16 protein-coding genes and 1 pseudogene are annotated in these 17128 nt (G+C 63.0%); 5 read left to right on the top strand and 12 right to left on the bottom strand.

Annotated elements, in window-relative coordinates; all coding sequences use genetic code 11:
• The first annotated feature begins 100 nt into the window (after positions 1–100).
• The 4 genes from lysS (at position 101) to dmeF (ending at position 4588) form a co-directional block, all read left to right on the top strand.
• Positions 101–1624 (top strand): lysine--tRNA ligase, encoded by a 1524-nt coding sequence (lysS, locus tag ACWGKN_RS01030; protein WP_424254479.1) that lies wholly within the window; start codon positions 101–103, stop codon positions 1622–1624.
• Between the two features lies 1 nt (position 1625).
• Positions 1626–2852, top strand: a complete 1227-nt coding sequence (locus ACWGKN_RS01025; protein WP_035228768.1) for a lipoprotein-releasing ABC transporter permease subunit — start codon at positions 1626–1628, stop codon at positions 2850–2852.
• Complete coding sequence (locus ACWGKN_RS01020) at positions 2849–3541, top strand: ABC transporter ATP-binding protein (protein ID WP_424254477.1); 693 nt, start codon at positions 2849–2851, stop codon at positions 3539–3541. Before ACWGKN_RS01025 ends, ACWGKN_RS01020 begins: the two co-directional genes overlap by 4 nt.
• A gap of 78 nt (positions 3542–3619) precedes the next feature.
• Positions 3620–4588: a CDF family Co(II)/Ni(II) efflux transporter DmeF gene (gene dmeF / locus ACWGKN_RS01015; RefSeq protein ID WP_424254475.1), complete on the top strand. Its 969-nt coding sequence runs from the start codon at positions 3620–3622 to the stop codon at positions 4586–4588.
• Positions 4589–4598: 10 nt separating this feature from the next.
• Here the strand turns inward: dmeF and ACWGKN_RS01010 are convergent, their stop codons facing one another.
• Entirely contained in the window at positions 4599–5729 is a 1131-nt protein-coding gene (locus tag ACWGKN_RS01010; RefSeq protein ID WP_424254472.1) for an HD-GYP domain-containing protein, read from the bottom strand.
• A 300-nt stretch (positions 5730–6029) separates the two neighbouring features.
• Between ACWGKN_RS01010 and ACWGKN_RS01005 the strand changes: the two genes are divergently transcribed.
• Positions 6030–6935 (top strand): ADP-ribosylglycohydrolase family protein, encoded by a 906-nt coding sequence (locus tag ACWGKN_RS01005; RefSeq protein ID WP_035228772.1) that lies wholly within the window; start codon positions 6030–6032, stop codon positions 6933–6935.
• A 322-nt stretch (positions 6936–7257) separates the two neighbouring features.
• Here the strand turns inward: ACWGKN_RS01005 and ACWGKN_RS01000 are convergent, their stop codons facing one another.
• The 11 genes and pseudogenes from ACWGKN_RS01000 to ACWGKN_RS00950 all read right to left on the bottom strand — a co-directional run.
• A complete protein-coding gene (locus tag ACWGKN_RS01000; RefSeq protein WP_424254470.1) occupies positions 7258–8295 on the bottom strand; it encodes a response regulator in 1038 nt (345 codons plus the stop codon).
• Positions 8296–8542: 247 nt separating this feature from the next.
• Positions 8543–9217 (bottom strand): cache domain-containing protein, encoded by a 675-nt coding sequence (locus ACWGKN_RS00995; protein ID WP_424254468.1) that lies wholly within the window; start codon positions 9215–9217, stop codon positions 8543–8545.
• A gap of 4 nt (positions 9218–9221) precedes the next feature.
• On the bottom strand, positions 9222–10373 hold the full coding sequence (locus ACWGKN_RS00990) for an ABC transporter substrate-binding protein (RefSeq protein WP_424254466.1): 1152 nt from the start codon (positions 10371–10373) through the stop codon (positions 9222–9224).
• Positions 10374–10833: 460 nt separating this feature from the next.
• Positions 10834–11487, bottom strand: coding sequence for a cyclase family protein (locus tag ACWGKN_RS00985; RefSeq protein WP_052159862.1), 654 nt, complete (start codon positions 11485–11487; stop codon positions 10834–10836).
• Positions 11487–12857, bottom strand: a complete 1371-nt coding sequence (locus ACWGKN_RS00980; protein WP_035228778.1) for a glucose-6-phosphate dehydrogenase — start codon at positions 12855–12857, stop codon at positions 11487–11489. The genes ACWGKN_RS00985 and ACWGKN_RS00980 overlap by 1 nt, the downstream gene beginning before the upstream one ends.
• 3 nt (positions 12858–12860) lie before the next feature.
• Positions 12861–13766, bottom strand: coding sequence for a phosphogluconate dehydrogenase (NAD(+)-dependent, decarboxylating) (gene gnd / locus ACWGKN_RS00975; protein ID WP_035228779.1), 906 nt, complete (start codon positions 13764–13766; stop codon positions 12861–12863).
• Between the two features lie 16 nt (positions 13767–13782).
• Complete coding sequence (locus tag ACWGKN_RS00970; RefSeq protein ID WP_052159863.1) at positions 13783–14181, bottom strand: apurinic/apyrimidinic endonuclease family protein; 399 nt, start codon at positions 14179–14181, stop codon at positions 13783–13785.
• Between the two features lie 433 nt (positions 14182–14614).
• Positions 14615–15481 (bottom strand): DUF2867 domain-containing protein, encoded by an 867-nt coding sequence (locus ACWGKN_RS00965; protein ID WP_424254135.1) that lies wholly within the window; start codon positions 15479–15481, stop codon positions 14615–14617.
• Positions 15391–16059, bottom strand: coding sequence for an NAD(P)H-binding protein (locus ACWGKN_RS00960; RefSeq protein WP_052159865.1), 669 nt, complete (start codon positions 16057–16059; stop codon positions 15391–15393). The genes ACWGKN_RS00965 and ACWGKN_RS00960 overlap by 91 nt, the downstream gene beginning before the upstream one ends.
• A 60-nt stretch (positions 16060–16119) precedes the next feature.
• A complete protein-coding gene (locus ACWGKN_RS00955; protein ID WP_052159866.1) occupies positions 16120–16452 on the bottom strand; it encodes a response regulator transcription factor in 333 nt (110 codons plus the stop codon).
• 226 nt (positions 16453–16678) lie between these two features.
• Positions 16679–16978: pseudogene (locus tag ACWGKN_RS00950) on the bottom strand (helix-turn-helix transcriptional regulator); the annotation flags it as partial.
• Positions 16979–17128: the final 150 nt, after the last annotated feature.

Genomic DNA, 17128 nt, shown 5'->3' with positions numbered 1-17128 from the left:
AAGTCGTAGGGTACTCGTGTACCTGGAGAAGCGGCAGATTCTGCCGCTTTTTTTTATAGCCTGCCGAAGACCTTCGGTCAATCTCAGCCCATCACGGACCATGAACAAGGACAACCAAGTACTGACCCAGCGCCGGGAGAAGGCCGACGCCCTCGCCGCCCTTGGCGTCAACCTCTATGGCAACTCCTTCAAGCCTGCCAATTCGGTGCAGGACCTGCTGCCCAGGGGCGACAGCCTGCAGCCGGAACAGGCCGAACCCGGCAACAGCCGCTACAGCATCGCCGGCCGGGTGCTGTCGTTGCGCAAGTTCGGCAAGGCCGCCTTCTGCCATCTCGCCGACGCCTCCGGCCGACTCCAGGTCTACCTGCAGCGCGATGCCCTGGGCGAGGCTCAGTACGACATCTTCAAGAAATGGGACATCGGCGACATCGTCGGGGTCGTCGGCACCCTGTTCAAGACCAAGACCGGCGAGTTGTCGCTGATGGCCTCGACCATCACCATGATCTCGAAATCGCTCAGACCGCTGCCGGAGAAATGGCACGGCCTGACCGATGTCGAGACCCGCTACCGGCAGCGCTATGTCGACCTGATCGTCACTCCGGAGAGCCGCGAGACCTTCCGCAAGCGGGTCGAGATCATCCGTCTGGTCCGGCAATACATGAACGATCACGGCTTCATGGAGGTCGAGACGCCGATGATGCAGCCGGTGCCCGGCGGCGCCACCGCCAAGCCGTTTCGGACCCACCACAATGCCCTCGACATGGACCTCTTTCTCCGCATCGCCCCCGAGCTCTACCTCAAACGGCTGCTGGTCGGCGGTCTCGAGCGGGTCTTCGAGATCAACCGCAACTTCCGCAACGAAGGCCTGTCGACCCGCCACAACCCGGAGTTCACGATGCTCGAGTTCTACCAGGCCTACGCCACCTATGACGACCTGATGGACCTCACCGAGGAGCTGATCGCGTCGATCTGCCGGGAGGTCAACGGCACGCTGCAGATCAGCTACCAGGGGACGCCGGTCGACCTCACTCCGCCCTGGCGGCGGCTGACCATGGAGCAGGCCCTGGTCGAGATCGCCGGCCTCGACCCGGCGGTGCTCGCCGATGAGGCGGCGGTCTTTGCCCTGGCACAGGAAAAAGGGATCAAGCTCGAGCCCCAGGCCGGGGTCGGCAAGGCCAAGACCGAGCTGTTCGAACTGCTGGTCGAGGAACTGCTCATCGACCCGACCTTCATCACCTCCTATCCGACCGAGGTGTCGCCGCTGGCCCGCCGCAACGAGGTTGACCCGACCGTGACCGACCGCTTCGAGCTGTTCATCACCGGCCGCGAGATCGCCAACGCCTTCAGCGAACTGAACGACCCGGTCGACCAGCGCCGGCGCTTCGAAAAGCAGATCGCCGAGCGCGGCAACGACGAGGAGGTCCATCCGGTACTGGACGAGGACTACATCCGCGCCCTCGAGTACGGGATGCCGTCGGCCGCCGGCGAAGGCATCGGCATCGACCGGCTGGTCATGCTGCTGGCCGATGCGCCGTCGATCCGCGACGTCATCCTCTTCCCCCACCTCAAGCCGGAGGCCAGGGGAGCGGCAAAGGACCGGGAAGCGGCAGGGGCAGAGGGCTGAAATGTACGAGTGGTTCATCAGCCGCAGGTATCTCAAGGCCAAGCACCGGCACGGCTTCATCTCGTTGATCTCGTTGATCAGCGTCGCCGGCATCACCGTCGGGGTCATCGCCCTGATCGTCGTCCTCTCGGTCTACTCGGGATTCACCGACGGGCTGCGCGACCAGATCCTCGGCATCAATTCCCACATCATCGTCCAGCAGGTCGGCGGCAGCATCCATAACTACCGCCAGGTCCGCGAGCAGATTCTCGACGCCGACAACGTCGTTGCCGCCACCCCCTATCTCTATGCCCAGACCCTCCTCAGCGGCACCAGCGGCGGTACCGGCGTCGTCCTGCGCGGCATCGACCCGGAGACGGCGGCAACGGTGATCAAACTGCCGACACAGATGAAGTCGGGCAGCATCGGCGATCTGGTCCAGGACGAAACGGCAAGGATACCGCCCATCATTCTCGGCAAGAACCTGGCCCAGGACATGCAGGTCGGGGTCGGCGACCGGGTCCGGCTGATCTCGCCCTCGGGGCCCCTGACCCCGACCGGTGTCATCCCCAAGGTCAAGACCTGCCTGGTCACCGGGATCTTCGAATCGGGAATGTTCGAGTACGATTCGACCCTGGCCTACATGTCGATCGCCAACGTCCAGGCCTTTCTCGGCAGCGGCGATATCGTCCACGGCATCGAGGTCAAAATCGAGGACCGGGAGCTGAACCGGGCCGACCAGGTCGCCGGCCGGCTCGTCGCCGGACTGGGGCCCGGGTTCATCGGCAAGGACTGGATGTCGATGAACCACAACCTCTTCGCCGCCTTCAAACTGGAGAAGATCGGCATGTTCATCTGCCTGGCCCTGATCATCCTGGTGGCGGCGCTGAACATCATCAGCGCTTTGGTGATGGTGGTGATGGAGAAGGGACGCGATATCGCCATCCTCATGTCGATGGGCGCGACCTCGACCTCGATCATGCGGATCTTCTTCTTCCAGGGGGCGGTCATCGCCCTGGCCGGAACCACCCTCGGGGTGATCGGCGGCCTCGGCCTGTGCGAGATCCTGTCCCGCTACCAGTTCATCGAGCTGCCCTCGAACGTCTATCCGATGACCACCCTGCCGATCAAGGTACTGCCGCTCGACGTCGCCATCGTCGCCGTCAGTTCGATCATCATCACCCTGACCGCCACCCTCTACCCGTCGTGGAAGGCCGCCCAGGTCCGGCCCGCCGAGGTGCTGTCATGAGGCCGCTGCTCGAGGCGAGGGCGATATCGAAGACCTTTACGGTCGGCGACGGGGAGTTGACGGTGCTGCACGAGATCAACCTCGAGGTCGAGGCCGGGGAGATGCTGGCCATCGTCGGCGCCTCGGGTTCGGGCAAGAGCACGCTGCTGAAGATCCTCGGCACCCTCGATACCCCCTCGGGGGGCGAACTGTTGTTCAACGGCGACTCCCTGGCCAGGAAAAACGACCGGGAACTGGCATGGTTCAGAAACAGCGCCCTCGGCTTCATCTTCCAGTTCCACCACCTGATGCCGGAATTCACCGCCCTGGAGAATGTGATGATGCCGGCCCTGATCGCCGGCAGGAAAAAGTCCCAGATCGAACCGGCGGCACGGGAACTGCTGGCCCGGGTCGAACTCGACCACCGTCGCGACCACCGCGTCGCCGAACTGTCCGGCGGCGAACAGCAGCGGACGGCGCTGGCCCGGGCCCTGATCATGGAGCCGGCCCTGCTCCTCGCCGATGAACCGACCGGCAATCTCGACAGCCGCGCCGGCAACCTGGTCTTCGACCTGCTGCACGGCATGTGCCGTGAACGTTCGCTTGCCACCGTCATGGTGACCCATAACATGGACCTGGCCGAACGCATGGACCGCTGCTGCACCCTGAAGGACGGCGTGCTGCTGGCAGGCCGGAGAGAGAAAGCCTGAAACCCGCCCGGTCCCGGTGGACGAGACGGTACGCTTTGCCGTCTCCCACCGGAGACGACACCTCCACCCACGATATCCATGCACAATCACACGATCGAACAATGGCAGCACAGTCATGACTTCAACGCCGTCAGCCGGCACGGCGAGAAAAGGACCCGCCTGGTCCTCTACCTGACAACCCTGACGATGGTGACCGAGATCGCCGCCGGCCTCGCCTTCGGCTCGATGGCCCTGCTCGCCGATGGCTGGCACATGGGCACCCACACCGCCGCCTTCCTCATCACCATCTTCGCCTACCGCTACGCGGCGAAGAACGCCGGCAACCCCTCGTTCGCCTTCGGCACCGGCAAGGTCAGCGTCCTCGGGGGCTTCGCCAGCGCCATCGCCCTGGCCAGCGTCGCCCTGATGATGATGGCCGAATCGCTCCTGCGCCTGGCCGAGCCCCAGACCATCCGCTTCAACGAGGCGATCGCCGTCGCCTGTCTCGGCCTGGCCGTCAACATCGCCTCCGCCTTCCTGCTGCAGGATCACCACCACCATGACGACGGTCACGACCATGGCGACGGGGCTGGACATGGACATCACCACCACGATCACAACCTCAGGGCGGCCTATCTCCACGTCATGGCCGACGCCCTGACATCGGTGCTGGCCATCGTCGCCCTTGTCTTCGGCAAGTACCTGGGCTGGCAGTGGCTCGACCCGCTGATGGGGATCGTCGGGGCGGTGGTCATCACCCGCTGGTCGCTCTCCCTCCTGCGGCAGACCGGTCCGATCCTGCTCGACAGCGGCATAGACAGGGAGATTCTGACAACGATCCGGTCGACGATCGAACGCGACCGGGACAACCGGGTCTCCGACATCCATATCTGGCGGGTCGGTCCGGCCGACTACGCCGCGATCATCGCCATCGTCACCCATGCGCCGATGCCGATCGACCACTACAAGGACCTGCTGCAGCAGGTCGCCACGCTGTCGCATGTCTCGATCGAGATCCATGCCTGCGACGGCGAACCCTGTATCCCCGTCCTCGCCGCCGGCCCGTGAGTCAATTTTTTCAGGGACGCATCCCTTCCAACATATCGGCGGTATCGCTGTAGGTCAGACTGATCTTCCACAACTCTTCCTCAACCTCGAGGAAGGCGTCAGCCAGGGCCGGCTCGAAGGAGGTTCCCTTTCCCTTCATCAGGATGGCCCGCGACTGCTCGCGGGTGTAGGCGTTTTTGTAGCAGCGGCGGCTGATCAGGGCGTCGTAGATCTCGGCGACGGCGACGATCCGCCCGGCCAGCGGGATCTCCTCTCCCCGGAGCCCGCGGGGGTAGCCGCCGCCGTCCCAACGCTCATGGTGGCTGCCGATGATGTCCAGTGCCAGTTCGACGAATTCCCGATCAACCGCCCGCCAGTTAACCGCCTGCAGGAGGGCCTCACCGTGTTCCACATGCCGCTGCATCTCCACCGTCTCCTCCTCCGTCAGCCGATCCCGCTTCAACAACACGGCATCCCGCACCGCCGCCTTGCCGATGTCATGGAGCGGACAGAGAAGGACCAGAAGCTCGCGGTAGCGCGGGGTCAGAATGGCGGCATGCCTGCCGCCGCGCGCCAGGCGCTCGGCCAGGACCCGGACATAGTTCTGCATCCTGGCGATATGACCGATACATGAGGGGTCCCTCGTTTCGACCAGCGTCGCCAGCAATTCGAGCACCCGCTGCTGGAAGTTGCCCTGCCGGTGCATCCGGAAGGAACGCCGCAAACGGAGGGGAAGCGACCCGAACCCGGTCAGGAAGAGGGTATACAACAGGACCGAAAGCAGGGGCAGGGACGGAGAGACAAGCCATCCCTTGATCTGGACAAGGAGGATGTCGGCCCCGATCATCACCGCGAGCAGGAGCAGCGACGCGACGGGCAGAAGGGGACGGCGCAGGATGAAAACCGCTGTCAGAATCAGCCACACGGCACCGCTGAGGGCCAGCGGGACCAGGGACGCGGCCGGTGGCCGGATATCGGGTCCAGCCGGGACGGGGAGGTGGAGATATGTGTCCAGTCCGGCAGCAAGACCTTTGTCAATGACCGGACAGATGGGGCCGTTGGGACAATCGATCAGGATCAGGGCGGCTACCAGCAGAAGACCGCCGGCGAAGGGTATGGCCAGGGGTCTGGCCAGTAAATAACGAATGGCAGTGGATGACACGGGATCTTCCTTTCACTGATGGCCGGAGAGAAACCGGGGCGGCGGCGGCCTGCTTCTCCCGGGTCCGGATTGAGATGACGATGGGTGCCCAAAACCGGTAGACCTCGACGTGTGTTACGGCACCGGGCATTCATTTACCCCACAGGCACCTATTCGGCCAATAAAAAAATCACCGCCGGAGCGGAATGGCAGCCGGTTCCCCGCTTCAATCCTTTGACAGCCGATCATCCATCCTTATCGTAGACGATAGACGGCGACTGCCGGTCGCCACCACTGTTCCTCAACATTGAAGGAGATGCCATGAACGACAAGGCCCAGGCCATGGTGCTCGCCTCGCTGGCAGCCGATTCACTCGCCCTCGGCGCGCACTGGATCTACGATACCACCAAGCTCGCCCAGGAGATCGGACGGGTCGACCGCCTGCTGGCGCCGCCCCATGGATCCTATCACCCGACCAAAAACCGCGGCGAATTCACCCATTACGGTGATCAGACGCTGCTCCTGCTCGAGTCGCTGGCCGAGACCGGCGATTTTTCGCTGGTCGATTTCGCCGACCGCTGGCGGCGTTTCGGCACGACGACCACCGGCTATCTCGACCGGGCGACCAAGGACACCCTGGCCCGCTTCGCCCAGGGCCTGACCGCCGCCGACAGCGGGTCGCCATCGACCGATCTCGGCGGGCCGGCGCGGATCGCCCCGCTGGTCTACCGATACCGTGACGATCTCGACACCCTGCTGCAGGCGGCGCAGCAGCAGACGGCAATGACCCATGCCGGTCCGGGGATCAAGGACGGCACCGCCTTCATCGCCCGGTGCGCCTTTGCCGTGCTCCACGGTGCGACGGCGCAGGAGGCGATCACCGAGGGGCTGGAGCATGGTATCGGCGATATCGATCTCGATCTCCGGCTGCGCACGGCGGTCGATTCGGCCGGCCGCGACAGCCTGACGGTGATCAAGGAATTCGGTCAGATGTGCGCCGTCAATGCCGCCCTGCCGGCGGCCGTCCATCTCATCCTTCGATACGAGACGAATCTGCGGGAGGCCCTGATCGAAAACGTCATGGCCGGTGGCGATTCGGCGGCCCGTGGTCTGGTGGTCGGGATGATCCTCGGAGCGGCCGGCGGACCGTCGGCGATCCCCACGGACTGGATCGAGGACCTGATTGCCCTGCCGCAGATCCGCCTCTGCCTGTCCCGCATCCCCTGAAGGGCACGGACATCCGCCGGGCAATTGAATGGACGGCAGGAATTACAAGAACCCTATCCCGCCGACAGTTTTGTAATCTGGAGGAGGATTATGAAACCGGTATGACCGGTTGGGGGAAGAGCAAAACTCCAGCACATGGCATAAGAACATTTAATTCAAACCGCGAAGAAACCGCTGCGTGTCAGTGGCATGGGAATTGCAAAATTGTTATCAATCCACACGAGGATGATTCCCAAGCCCCCCCAACCGGGTTGAGCCAGTGCAGTCTGCTGGTTCTCCCCGGTTTTTTTATTCAATCCCGCCGCACAGCCTCCGTCGTGGATCACTCCTGCCGCAGCGTTTCCCGGAGAACTACGGCCAGTTTGCGGATCGAGTAGGGTTTCCTGACGAATTTCTTCACCCCGGACTCCATGGCCTCCCGCACATCGGCGCTCTGCGAATAGCCGCTGGCGATGATCGCCTTCTGTCCCGGGTGTATTTCCAGGATCTTCAAGTAGGTCTCGTATCCGTTCATTCCCGGTCCCATCAGCATATCGAGTATCACCAGGTCGACCTCGGCCGTCTGCAGAAAACGCAGGCCATCTTCGCCGCTGCCGGCGATATACCGTTCCTTGCGGTTGTCGGCCCGGACGATCCTGAAGTCCTCATCAAACGGAACATGGAGTTTCTGCATCGACCTAAAGAGATAGGCGGATATCATCGGCCGGTCCTCGGGATGCACCAGGTCGAGAAAACCCTCCTGCGACCGGGAATAGGTATCGTCGATGCCGAGGATCTCATCAAGCACCTCGGAAGCCTGCCAGGTCATTGCCGGAGGATGAAAGATATAGAATCCGAGCCGGGCCACCTTCTGCGATTCTTCCAGCAGACAGGCGTATTCCTGGAGCGCCTTTTCCGCCATGACCCTCCGGGTGATGTCTACGGCGATGCAGAGAACCGAACAGGAGTCGCCGCCATCGGGCACCGGTGCGAGGTGGATGTCAAAGACCCCTCGTTCGTGCTCCGAGGTGAACTGCTGCTCCTTGCCGGCGATCGCCTTTCGGACACGGTCGCACAGGTCGTTGTCATACCGGAACAGGTCGAACCACGATTTTCCCTCGCCTTCCCCCGGTTTCATGCCCATGGCCGCCAGCCCCTTCCCCTCGATGAGGCCGATCATTCCATCGGGGTCGATCTGGACGATGATGACCGGGGCATTGCTGACCACCGGCCGGTATTTCGCCTCGCTTGCCGACAATGCCTTCTCCCGCGCCTGGATTGCCACAGCCATGGTCTGCAGATGGCCTTCCAGTTCGGAAAATTCGGCTATGGTCGACCCTGGCCATGGCCGGTCGTAGTTCCCGCCGGCTATCTCCTGCACCTGTGTGATATAGCGCCTGAACGAGCGCGACCACCGCCAACACCAGGGCGATCACGACTGCGGCGGCCACGAACCAGAAGGTTTCGGTCAGGTCCTGGAATGCCTCCCTGGAAGGTTGGGCGACGAGAACCCTCCACCCCAGTTTGCCCACCGTCACCGCGGTGCCGATATACTCGTGATCGGCAAAGAAAACCTGTGCCGTTGCCGACACCGCCTCGCCCGGGGACTGCTGCCGCAGGACAGGGATCTACGAGGTATCGAGCGATTGGCAGCTGTAGACGTTCTGCGAGTCGGCGATGGCCCTGCCGTCCCCGTCGACGATCATGATGAGCAGCGCCGACCCGCCGAATTTGAAGCTGATGAACTCCGACAGGTGTTCGATGGTGATCTCTCCGATCAGGACCCTGTCCTCAACCGGGATCAGCAAGGCGATGGCCAGTCTGCCGCTGATCGTGGAGAGGAAGGTTTCCGACCAGGTCGAGGCGTATCCGGTCTTCACCCTGCGGAAGAAGGGTCTGAGGGACAGGTCCAGTCCCAGCATGTCCTCCCTCTTGTAGTTCTGGGAGACCGGCAGACCGACGGCCTCGACCCGTTCGCCTTCATCGCTGAGGTAGACGACCTCGAAGATCTCTCCCTCGCCGACATGGGAATCCAGAAGGTTGCACCAGTACTCCTGAGATTGGACTCCCCGGGTCTCGATATAGGTGCCGAGGGACTCCAGTTCATGTTCCGCCCCCGCCAGCAGTGTCGTAATCCGCCCCGATATCGAGCCGGCAAGTACCTGATGCCGGACCGAGATACCTTCGTGGATCCGCGGGAGGGCCAGTTGCCACAGCAGCAACGCGACCATCAGCAGGGGGATGACGGCGATGAACGTCATCTGTATCCCCAGCAATTGTCCAAGCGGCCGTTGCGATGCCATGGATTCAGTCCTTGACGACAAATTGTCCGTTTTCAACGATGCTGATCGAGGCATGAGGTCGCGTTACATCACCGAACCGATCGAAACGAAACGAACTCTGCAGGCCTTCGAATTCCGGTATGTCCAGCAGGACCTGCTTCAGGTCTTTTCCCTGTTCCATCCTCTCCAGCGCCTTGAGAATGACGTTGATCGATTCGAAGGCATAGACCCCGGCGAATCCGGGCTCACGGTTGAATCTCAGCAGATATGCCTGCCGGAATTCCTTGTAGCGGGGATTGTTGCTGGCGCGATCGAATGTCTGGATGACGGTCACCCCCTCGACGGCGCGCCCGCCGAGTTCCAGGAGCCTCTCGGTTGCCCCCCAGTCCGCCAGGGTGATCGGAACCATGCTGTCGAGTTTGCGGATCTGTTGGCAGAGCAGCGCCGAATCAACGGAGTTGGCAATGATCAGGACCCCGTCCGGCCCACTCGTCAACGCCCTTCTCGCCAGCTCGATGTACTTCTCATCGCCTCCCGACACGAAGCTTACCTCGGTGACCATCTCGCCGCCTCCGGCGACGAAGGTCCGACGGAAGTTCTGCAGCCAGTTGACGCTGAAGGACCGATTCCCCAGGTCGTAGATTGCCGCCATCCGCCTCAGCTTTTTCTGGCTCAACTGGTACTTGGCATTTCTGGTCGAGAAATATCCGGTTGTCGATGAAACCCGGAAGAAATAATCGTCGAGGCCGGACAGTTCCTCGGTCGTGACGGTCGGGCTGACCATAAGGACTTTGTGCTCGTTGACGATCGGTGCCACCGCCACCCCCATGGCGCTCGTCATCGGCCCGACGATAGCCGAAACGCCAAGTTCGATGAGTTCTTCAACGACCCTGCGCGCTGCCGCCGGATCCTGGTGATCATCTCTGGAGATGATTTCGACGGGGTGGCCGGAAACACCTCCCGCCTGGTTTATCCGTTCCACCGCCAGTTGCACCCCATCCCGCCCGGTGATCCCGAGATCGGCAACCCTTCCCGAGATCCCACCGACATAGCCGATGCGCACAGGATCCGGAGGCGAACAGCCGGAGGAACCGCCGAGAAGGAGCAAAGCGGCCAGCAGCGCGAGCGGGAGCCGCTGCGCGCCGGAAACCAGGAAGTTACGGTGAACCTGAGACATGGGGTTCCTCTTCTATCCAAACCGGTAAAAAACAGGCCTCGGACGCGCGTGTTCATGAGCATGCAATTGCAGTCCCGGTGATATCCAGTCGGCCAGACGGTACGGCCGATCGGCCGCACAACAGCAACCATCATCGGCTAGGTCCAGTGTATATGCAAACTCAATTTGAATTCAAGGAAATGACGGATTCTCCGGCCGGCCCCGGACCCGGTCCGGACCCCTGATCGGCTGCCCTGCACGGCGCACTCCGGCAAGCCGTTGTATAAACATGACCGCCGCAGTGGAGCGTCGTTACCGGCATCAGAGGCCGTAACCAAATGGATGAATATGTCATGGTTATCTCGTAACTGCCCCTGAAGCTTTCGCTGTCCCGTTCCCGTCCACGGCTTTTTGCAGAATGAATTTGACAGGCATGGAGAAGAAGATCGACCACCTGAGGGATATTGAGAAGACGCGGGGATCACCAGAAGGTGAGAGAAGGTTGTGCCCGGCCCTGCACCGGGGCGGCAAAGACCAGCAGCGGCTCCGCCTCCACCCCCCTGAGGCCGAGGGAGAAGGCCCGGAAACGGCGCCGGCCGGCATCGATCGATGATAAGTCCAGACCTTCGATGATGAGGATATCCCGCCCCAGGAGGTGACGATGGGTGGGATGATCCGGCTGGTTGCGTTCGATCCCGAGTTGGTCGATGCCGACGAAACGCAGGGGAAATTGCGCCAGCCAGGCGGCACCCTCGCCGGTCAGCCAGGGAAAGTCGGGATCAAATCGCCGCAGCAGGGTCCGCCGAGTCTTGATGAACACCGCCTCCACCCCCGGCAGCGGCAGGTCGCGCACCTCGTCCAGGCCGATGCAGACCGGAGCCCTCGTCACATCGACCACCAGGGCGTCGAATTCGGCCGGGAACATCCGGTAATCGCTCGAACTTTTACCTCCCGGAAGCGCATGCAGGGGATAATCGATATGGGTGCCGGTGTGCAGCGGCAGGTGGAGGATGCTCTCATGCATCCCGTGCACAGCAAGTTCCCGGCTGGTCTCGATGACCGGCCGCTTTTGCGGATCATTCCTGTACACCGCCATGTCCTCGTGGATCGGCTGCGACACCGCTATCCAGTTCATCACCCCGCCCCTCCTTCGCCGCTGACCGTCATCGCCCCGGGTTCATAGATCACCGGGCTTTGGCCGCGGGCGGCACCGCGGATCCGGGCGGCACCGCGGATCCGGTCGGCAATCCGCCATTGCACCAGCAGTTCGGCAAAACCGGCGAACAGGGTCTTGTCGCCGGCCAGGGCGTCCTTCAACAGCTTGACATAGGCCTCCGGCATGTCACCCTCGACCCTGCAGCTGTGGCAGTAGCGGGCCAGCACCGGTTCCAGCGCGTAACCGTAGCCTGGGACCTTGGAATTGAAACGGAAGAGGACTCCTTCCCGGGGATAGACCTCGATCACCAGTTCGTTGGCCTCCGCCGTCACCACTTCGCTGCAGTTCAGGCACATCGAATTCGGCCGGTAGCGGAGGCGGATTTCGGTGCGTTTTTCCCCCATTTTCTTGCCGGTCCGGAGGACAAAGACGGTGTCGGGCCACTGCCCGGTATCGACCCGCAAGGCAGCCTCGACATAGGTCTCCGTCGTCGACGCGAACCCCTCGGGTCCATAGCCCCGGTACTGGCCGAGAACGGGTGGGCGATCGGGGGCGAGGCCGACATGATGGAGAATGTCGATCTTGCGCCGGCGGACCGGCTCCGCCTCGAAGTTGTCCGGCGCCGCCATCGCCACCAACGCCAGCATCTGCAGGAGATGACTCTGGACCATGTCGTTGATGGCGCCGGCCCGGTCGTAATACTCGAACCGCTCCTCGGCCCCGGCGGTCTCAATGCTGGAAATTTCGACCGTTTCGATGGCCCGTCCGTTCCAGCTCTCGGAAAAGATCCGGTTGGCGAAGCGGATGGCGAGGACATTGCGGATCATCTCCTTGCCGAGATAATGATCGATCCGGTACACCTGCTCCTCGTCGGCCAGGGTCATCAGTCTGGCCTGGATCTCCTCGGCCGAGGTCCGGCTCTCGCCGAAAGGCTTTTCAAACAGCAACCGATGGTTGGAATCGCCACTGACAAAGAGGCCTGCCTGGTGGAGGCGGGTGGCGATGGTGACGAAGGCCTCGGGCTTGACCGCGAGGAAGAACAGCCTCCGTCCATCGACGGCAGGTTCCGTATCGCACCGGTCGCGCAGGTCGGCATAGGCCCAGGGGTCATCGAACTCCAGACGGTGGTAGCCGATCCGCGTCCGCAGGGGCTCGGACAGGTGATAACCGCCTTTTTTCTCCACCAGACGGCAATAGCCCCGCGTGTCCAGGGACCGTCGTCCGATGCACCAGATCCGGGCAAAGGGCAAATCCTCGCCATCCCATTGCTGCAAGGCCGGCAGGATCTTCCTGGTGGCCAGATCGCCGGTGGCGCCAAAGATAAACAGCAGCGCTCCCTTCTTTTCCATGGCTCACTCCCCTGCGTCGGCCACGACGCTGTGGCCGCCGAATTCGCGGCGCATCGCCGCCACGGTCTTCTCCGCATATCTCTCCCGGTCCTGGGATTTGAAGCGGGAGAACAGGGCAGTGGCGATCACCGGTGCCGAGACGCCGATACGCACCGCCTCCTCGACGGTCCAGTTGGCCTCGCCCGAGACCGCGACGACGCCCTGGATCGATTCCAGCCCCGGCTCCCGGGCCAGCGCCGCCGCGGTCATATCCATCAGCAGGCCGGAGACGATCGAGCCCCGCCGCCACACCGCGGTGACCCGGTCCGGTTCCAGGGGCAGGGGACTGTGGCGGAGGATATCCAGCCCCTCGCCGATCGCCTGCATCATCCCGTATTCGATGCCGTTATGGATCATCTTGACGTAGTGGCCGGACCCCGCCGGTCCGAGCAGGGCGCAGCCCATGCCCCCGCTCAGGGCGTTGAACACCGGTTCCAGCCCGGCATAGACCTCGGCATCGCCGCCGATCATCAGGCAGGCGCCGTGCCTGGCCCCGCCGGTGCCGCCGCTGGTGCCGACATCGAGGAAGCGGATGTCCCGGTCGCGCAGTTCCCGATGCCGCCGCCGGCTGTCACGGTAGTGGGAGTTGCCGCCGTCGATGATGCAGTCGCCGCCCTCGAGCAGGGGCAGCAGTCTGGCGATGGTGTCATCCACCGCCTGGCCGGCCGGCACCATCAGCCAGACGGCGCGCGGGCGGTGCAAGGCGGCGACGAATTCCTCCAGCCGGGCGAATCCCCGCACCCCCTCTCGTTCCAGCAGCGCCAGCTTCTCGCTCTTTTCCGTGTGGACGACGATAGCGAGCCCCTTGTCCCGCCCGTTCAAAGCGAGCGGCAGACCCATTTTTCCCATGCCGATGATGCCGAGTTCCATGCGCTTTCCTCCCCTTTCAGTTGTCACCCTCTACCGGCCCAGCCACCCCGGCCCATTCCGGCTCACGGGCTGCAGCCGCCGGCCCCGCCGCCTCCGCCAGATCCCGCATCAGGCGGAGCACCGCCAGTTCCTTGGCCTTGGCCTCGACGTCTACCGTCATCGACCGTCCCCGCCAGCAGACCGGCACATCATCCGGATCGATATAATCGGCATGCGGTTTCGGGTTGCCGCCCTGCCAGCCCAGACGCGGCGATGAGATATGGCAGTACTGTTCACCGCCGGTCGCCTGCCAGGTCGCCCCCGCCAGCCTCGTCGCCTCCTCGACCGACAACCCGTCCGGCAGGCAGCGGTGGTGGTGGACATCATAGACCAGGGGAATCCGCAGGCATTCGGCCAGCGGCAGCAGATCCCGCACGGTATATGCGGAAGGCGCCGATGCCGAGCCGCTGCACGGCCTTGACCGCCCGCAGCAGACTGTCGGCGTTGGCGACGCAGACCGCGGATAGCCGGTGCGGCCGGTCCTCGACAGCCACGTTCAGCAACGTCCTGGCCGTAATGGTCTTGAAGGAGATCGCTTCTGTTTTGAAAAGGCAGCACAAGCCCAGTCGCACACATCACCTCACCAGCTCCTCATCCATCCTGACATCGCCGCTCCAGTACGGCAACCTGCTGCAAATTGTTCTCTCTCGTTCTTTATACCTCGTACAAGCCCATGAATGACAGGTTTTTCAATGATAGCTATCACTATCATTTTCTTATTATAAAACTCCCATTGTATACATAGCTGCCAGACCTATAGTAGAGGCAAGGGAAGACAACAGGCAAGGATTCCCTGACAACGACAACAATTACACGAGAGGTGTATCATGAACGCTGATTTCGGATCCCTGGTATGGGTCAATGACAGGCAAGGACACGAATACGTCTGTATCGCCAGTGACAAGGCGGTCAACAGGAAAGAACTCGAAGCCCTGTCGGACAGCGAGCGGGCCGACTGCATCAACACCAACGACTTCATCGGCACCGACCGCTGGTAACGACATAAAAAGTTTGTCTTCGCGGATATCGACGACTTTCCAGAAATCGATGGCGTCGCCGACCCGCAGACTGTCAGGTGCCCGTCTGCCGCGGTTGAGACCGTAGCCGCCGGCCATTTTGTCCATCAGGCCGCGCAGACGCCAGAGGAAGGTATACCTGGACCAGCCGAATTTGCCGCCGCGCCGGCAGGCAGAGCGAAAGACATCCTGCTGCCTCTCGCCCCGGGCGAACGGCACAACCCGGACATCGCGCAGGACCGCCCCGGCCGGATCATCGTAATCGCGGATATCGCAGGCCCGGAGGGCGCAGCTGTCGCACCAGCGGCTGACGACCTGGTTGTGGGCCAGGTCGAGCTCGGCGGCGGCCACCGCCTCCCTGAAGTTCCGGGGCCGGACCTGCGGATAGTAGCGTGCGGCGTGGTCGTTCTGGAGGATGGTTTCGCTTTTCAGCCCCTCCACCAGGGCCGAGGCGATCTTGTAGGGAACCGGGGTGAAGAGGATCAGCCAGTAGGATGACAGCCGGGGCGAAAGGACCGGAACGGGGAGGATGACGCGCTTCAGCCCCATCGCCGCACCGGCCTGGCCGATCATGTCCTGGAAGCGGAGGGCCTCCCCGCCGATGTCGACCACCAGATTGCCGGCAACCTCCAGGTCGGCGGAATGCTGGAGGTAGGACAACACGTCGGCGATCGCGATCGGCTGCGTTCTGGTGCGGACCCACCGGGGGGAATCAGCAGCGGCAGTTTCTGGGCCAGGTTGCGGATGATCTCGAAACTGGCGCTGCCGAAACCGATGATCACCCCGGCCCGCAGCCAGATGGTCTGGATCTTGTCCGGCTCGGCCGACAGCACTTCCCCGGTTTCGATCCGGCTCAGCAGATGGGTGCTGGCGCTCTCTTTTCGGCCGAGACCGCCCAGGTAGACGATGCGGCGCACCCCGGCGGCGATGCAGGCGCGGCGGAAGTTCTCGGCGCTCTCCCGGTCGAGGCGGCGGTAATCCTCGCCCTCCCCCATCGAATGGATCAGGTAGAAGGCGCAATCGACCCCGTCCAGCGCGGCCGCAAGCGATGCGGCGTCGAACGTCGATCCCTCGCGGACGTCGACCCGCCCGGCGATCGCCACCTGGACCTTGTTGCGGTTGCGGACCAGCAGACGCACCCGGCAATCGCCGGCATCAAGCAGCCGATGGGTCAGGCGGCGGCCGATATAGCCGGTCGCGCCGGTGATCAGCACGGTTTTTGGGGTTGGATCGGTCACTTGCGTTCCTCCTTGGCCACACGGTTGATGGCAGGCGATACGATTCCCGCACACCTTCCGTCATTCGAGGGAGAGCAGATACGAGCGCAGGTTCTGCGCCGAGTGGGTCAACCCCAGTTTCCGGCGCAGGCTCTTGCGATAAAAATCGACTCCGGCGACCGAGAGGTTGAGCATGTCGGCGATCTCCTTGCTGGACCGGCCGTTGCGCACCATGCCGGCCACCTCGATCTCCTGCGGGGTCAGCTTGAGCGCCAGACTGGACAGCGATCGCAGGAACGGGGCGGTAATCTCCCTGATAGTGGTGTCGATGATCTCCGCCAGGGTCCGCTGCTTTTCCGGGAGATTGACCTGCAGCAGGCGTTCCACGTAGGGAAGGACCAGGCCGCTCGACATTGGCGAGGACGGTCGCCTCGATATGGCGGCGATCCTCCTCCCGCTGGCGCAGCACCACCTTGAGGGCGATATTGGTCTCTTCGAGGCGCTCGGCCTGCCGCCGCAGTTCGGCTTCCTTTCGCTCCAGTTCCTCCTGTGCGGCCATGATCGGGGTGATGTTGTCATGGGTGACGATCACCCGGTGGACCCGGGCATCGCGGTAGGGCACAACCCGGAGAGCATACCAGCGTTTTTCCTCCGGCGAGTGACAGGGGTACTGCATGAAGAACTCCTCGATCTCTCCCTGCATCACCCGCCGGATCCCTTCGGCCACCCGTCCCGCATCGATATCCTCCTCTGCGCTCGCGACCTGGCAGACGGAGAGATAGTTGATCCCGACGCTGTCGTAGGAATCCGGCATGCCGTTGCTGCGGCCATACTCCCGCCAGGCATCGTTGGTTTCGATAATAACGCCACGTTCATCAAGGATGGCGATATTCGCCGAAACGGAATTGACCACCACTTGGTACAGATCATCGCCGGCCATGAAATCGTCCCTCCGTTGCGGGTTGCTCTTCCTGTGGTCATATGGCCTGTCGGTCACGGCGTCAAGGATGAATTTGCGGGACATCGGGCTGCTGCGCCACGTTCGCCTGTGGAATCGTGGGAGGGAAGGTGGAACAGCAGGGATCGCCGC

The sequence above is a fragment of the Desulfoprunum sp. genome (assembly GCF_053613775.1).
The sequence above is the reverse complement of the archived record's forward strand: the minus strand, read 5'-3'. Positions and strand labels throughout refer to the sequence as shown.

What these genes read in the sequence shown, in the direction of transcription:
- lysS (WP_424254479.1), top strand. Translation starts at nt 101, where the DNA reads ATGAACAAGGACAACCAAGTACTGACCCAGCGCCGGGAGAAGGCCGAC.
- ACWGKN_RS01025 (WP_035228768.1), top strand. Translation starts at nt 1,626, where the DNA reads ATGTACGAGTGGTTCATCAGCCGCAGGTATCTCAAGGCCAAGCACCGG.
- ACWGKN_RS01020 (WP_424254477.1), top strand. Translation starts at nt 2,849, where the DNA reads ATGAGGCCGCTGCTCGAGGCGAGGGCGATATCGAAGACCTTTACGGTC.
- dmeF (WP_424254475.1), top strand. Translation starts at nt 3,620, where the DNA reads ATGCACAATCACACGATCGAACAATGGCAGCACAGTCATGACTTCAAC.
- ACWGKN_RS01005 (WP_035228772.1), top strand. Translation starts at nt 6,030, where the DNA reads ATGAACGACAAGGCCCAGGCCATGGTGCTCGCCTCGCTGGCAGCCGAT.
- ACWGKN_RS00995 (WP_424254468.1), bottom strand. Translation starts at nt 9,217, where the DNA reads ATGGCATCGCAACGGCCGCTTGGACAATTGCTGGGGATACAGATGACG.
- ACWGKN_RS00990 (WP_424254466.1), bottom strand. Translation starts at nt 10,373, where the DNA reads ATGTCTCAGGTTCACCGTAACTTCCTGGTTTCCGGCGCGCAGCGGCTC.
- ACWGKN_RS00985 (WP_052159862.1), bottom strand. Translation starts at nt 11,487, where the DNA reads ATGAACTGGATAGCGGTGTCGCAGCCGATCCACGAGGACATGGCGGTG.
- ACWGKN_RS00980 (WP_035228778.1), bottom strand. Translation starts at nt 12,857, where the DNA reads ATGGAAAAGAAGGGAGCGCTGCTGTTTATCTTTGGCGCCACCGGCGAT.
- gnd (WP_035228779.1), bottom strand. Translation starts at nt 13,766, where the DNA reads ATGGAACTCGGCATCATCGGCATGGGAAAAATGGGTCTGCCGCTCGCT.
- ACWGKN_RS00955 (WP_052159866.1), bottom strand. Translation starts at nt 16,452, where the DNA reads ATGTCGAGCGGCCTGGTCCTTCCCTACGTGGAACGCCTGCTGCAGGTC.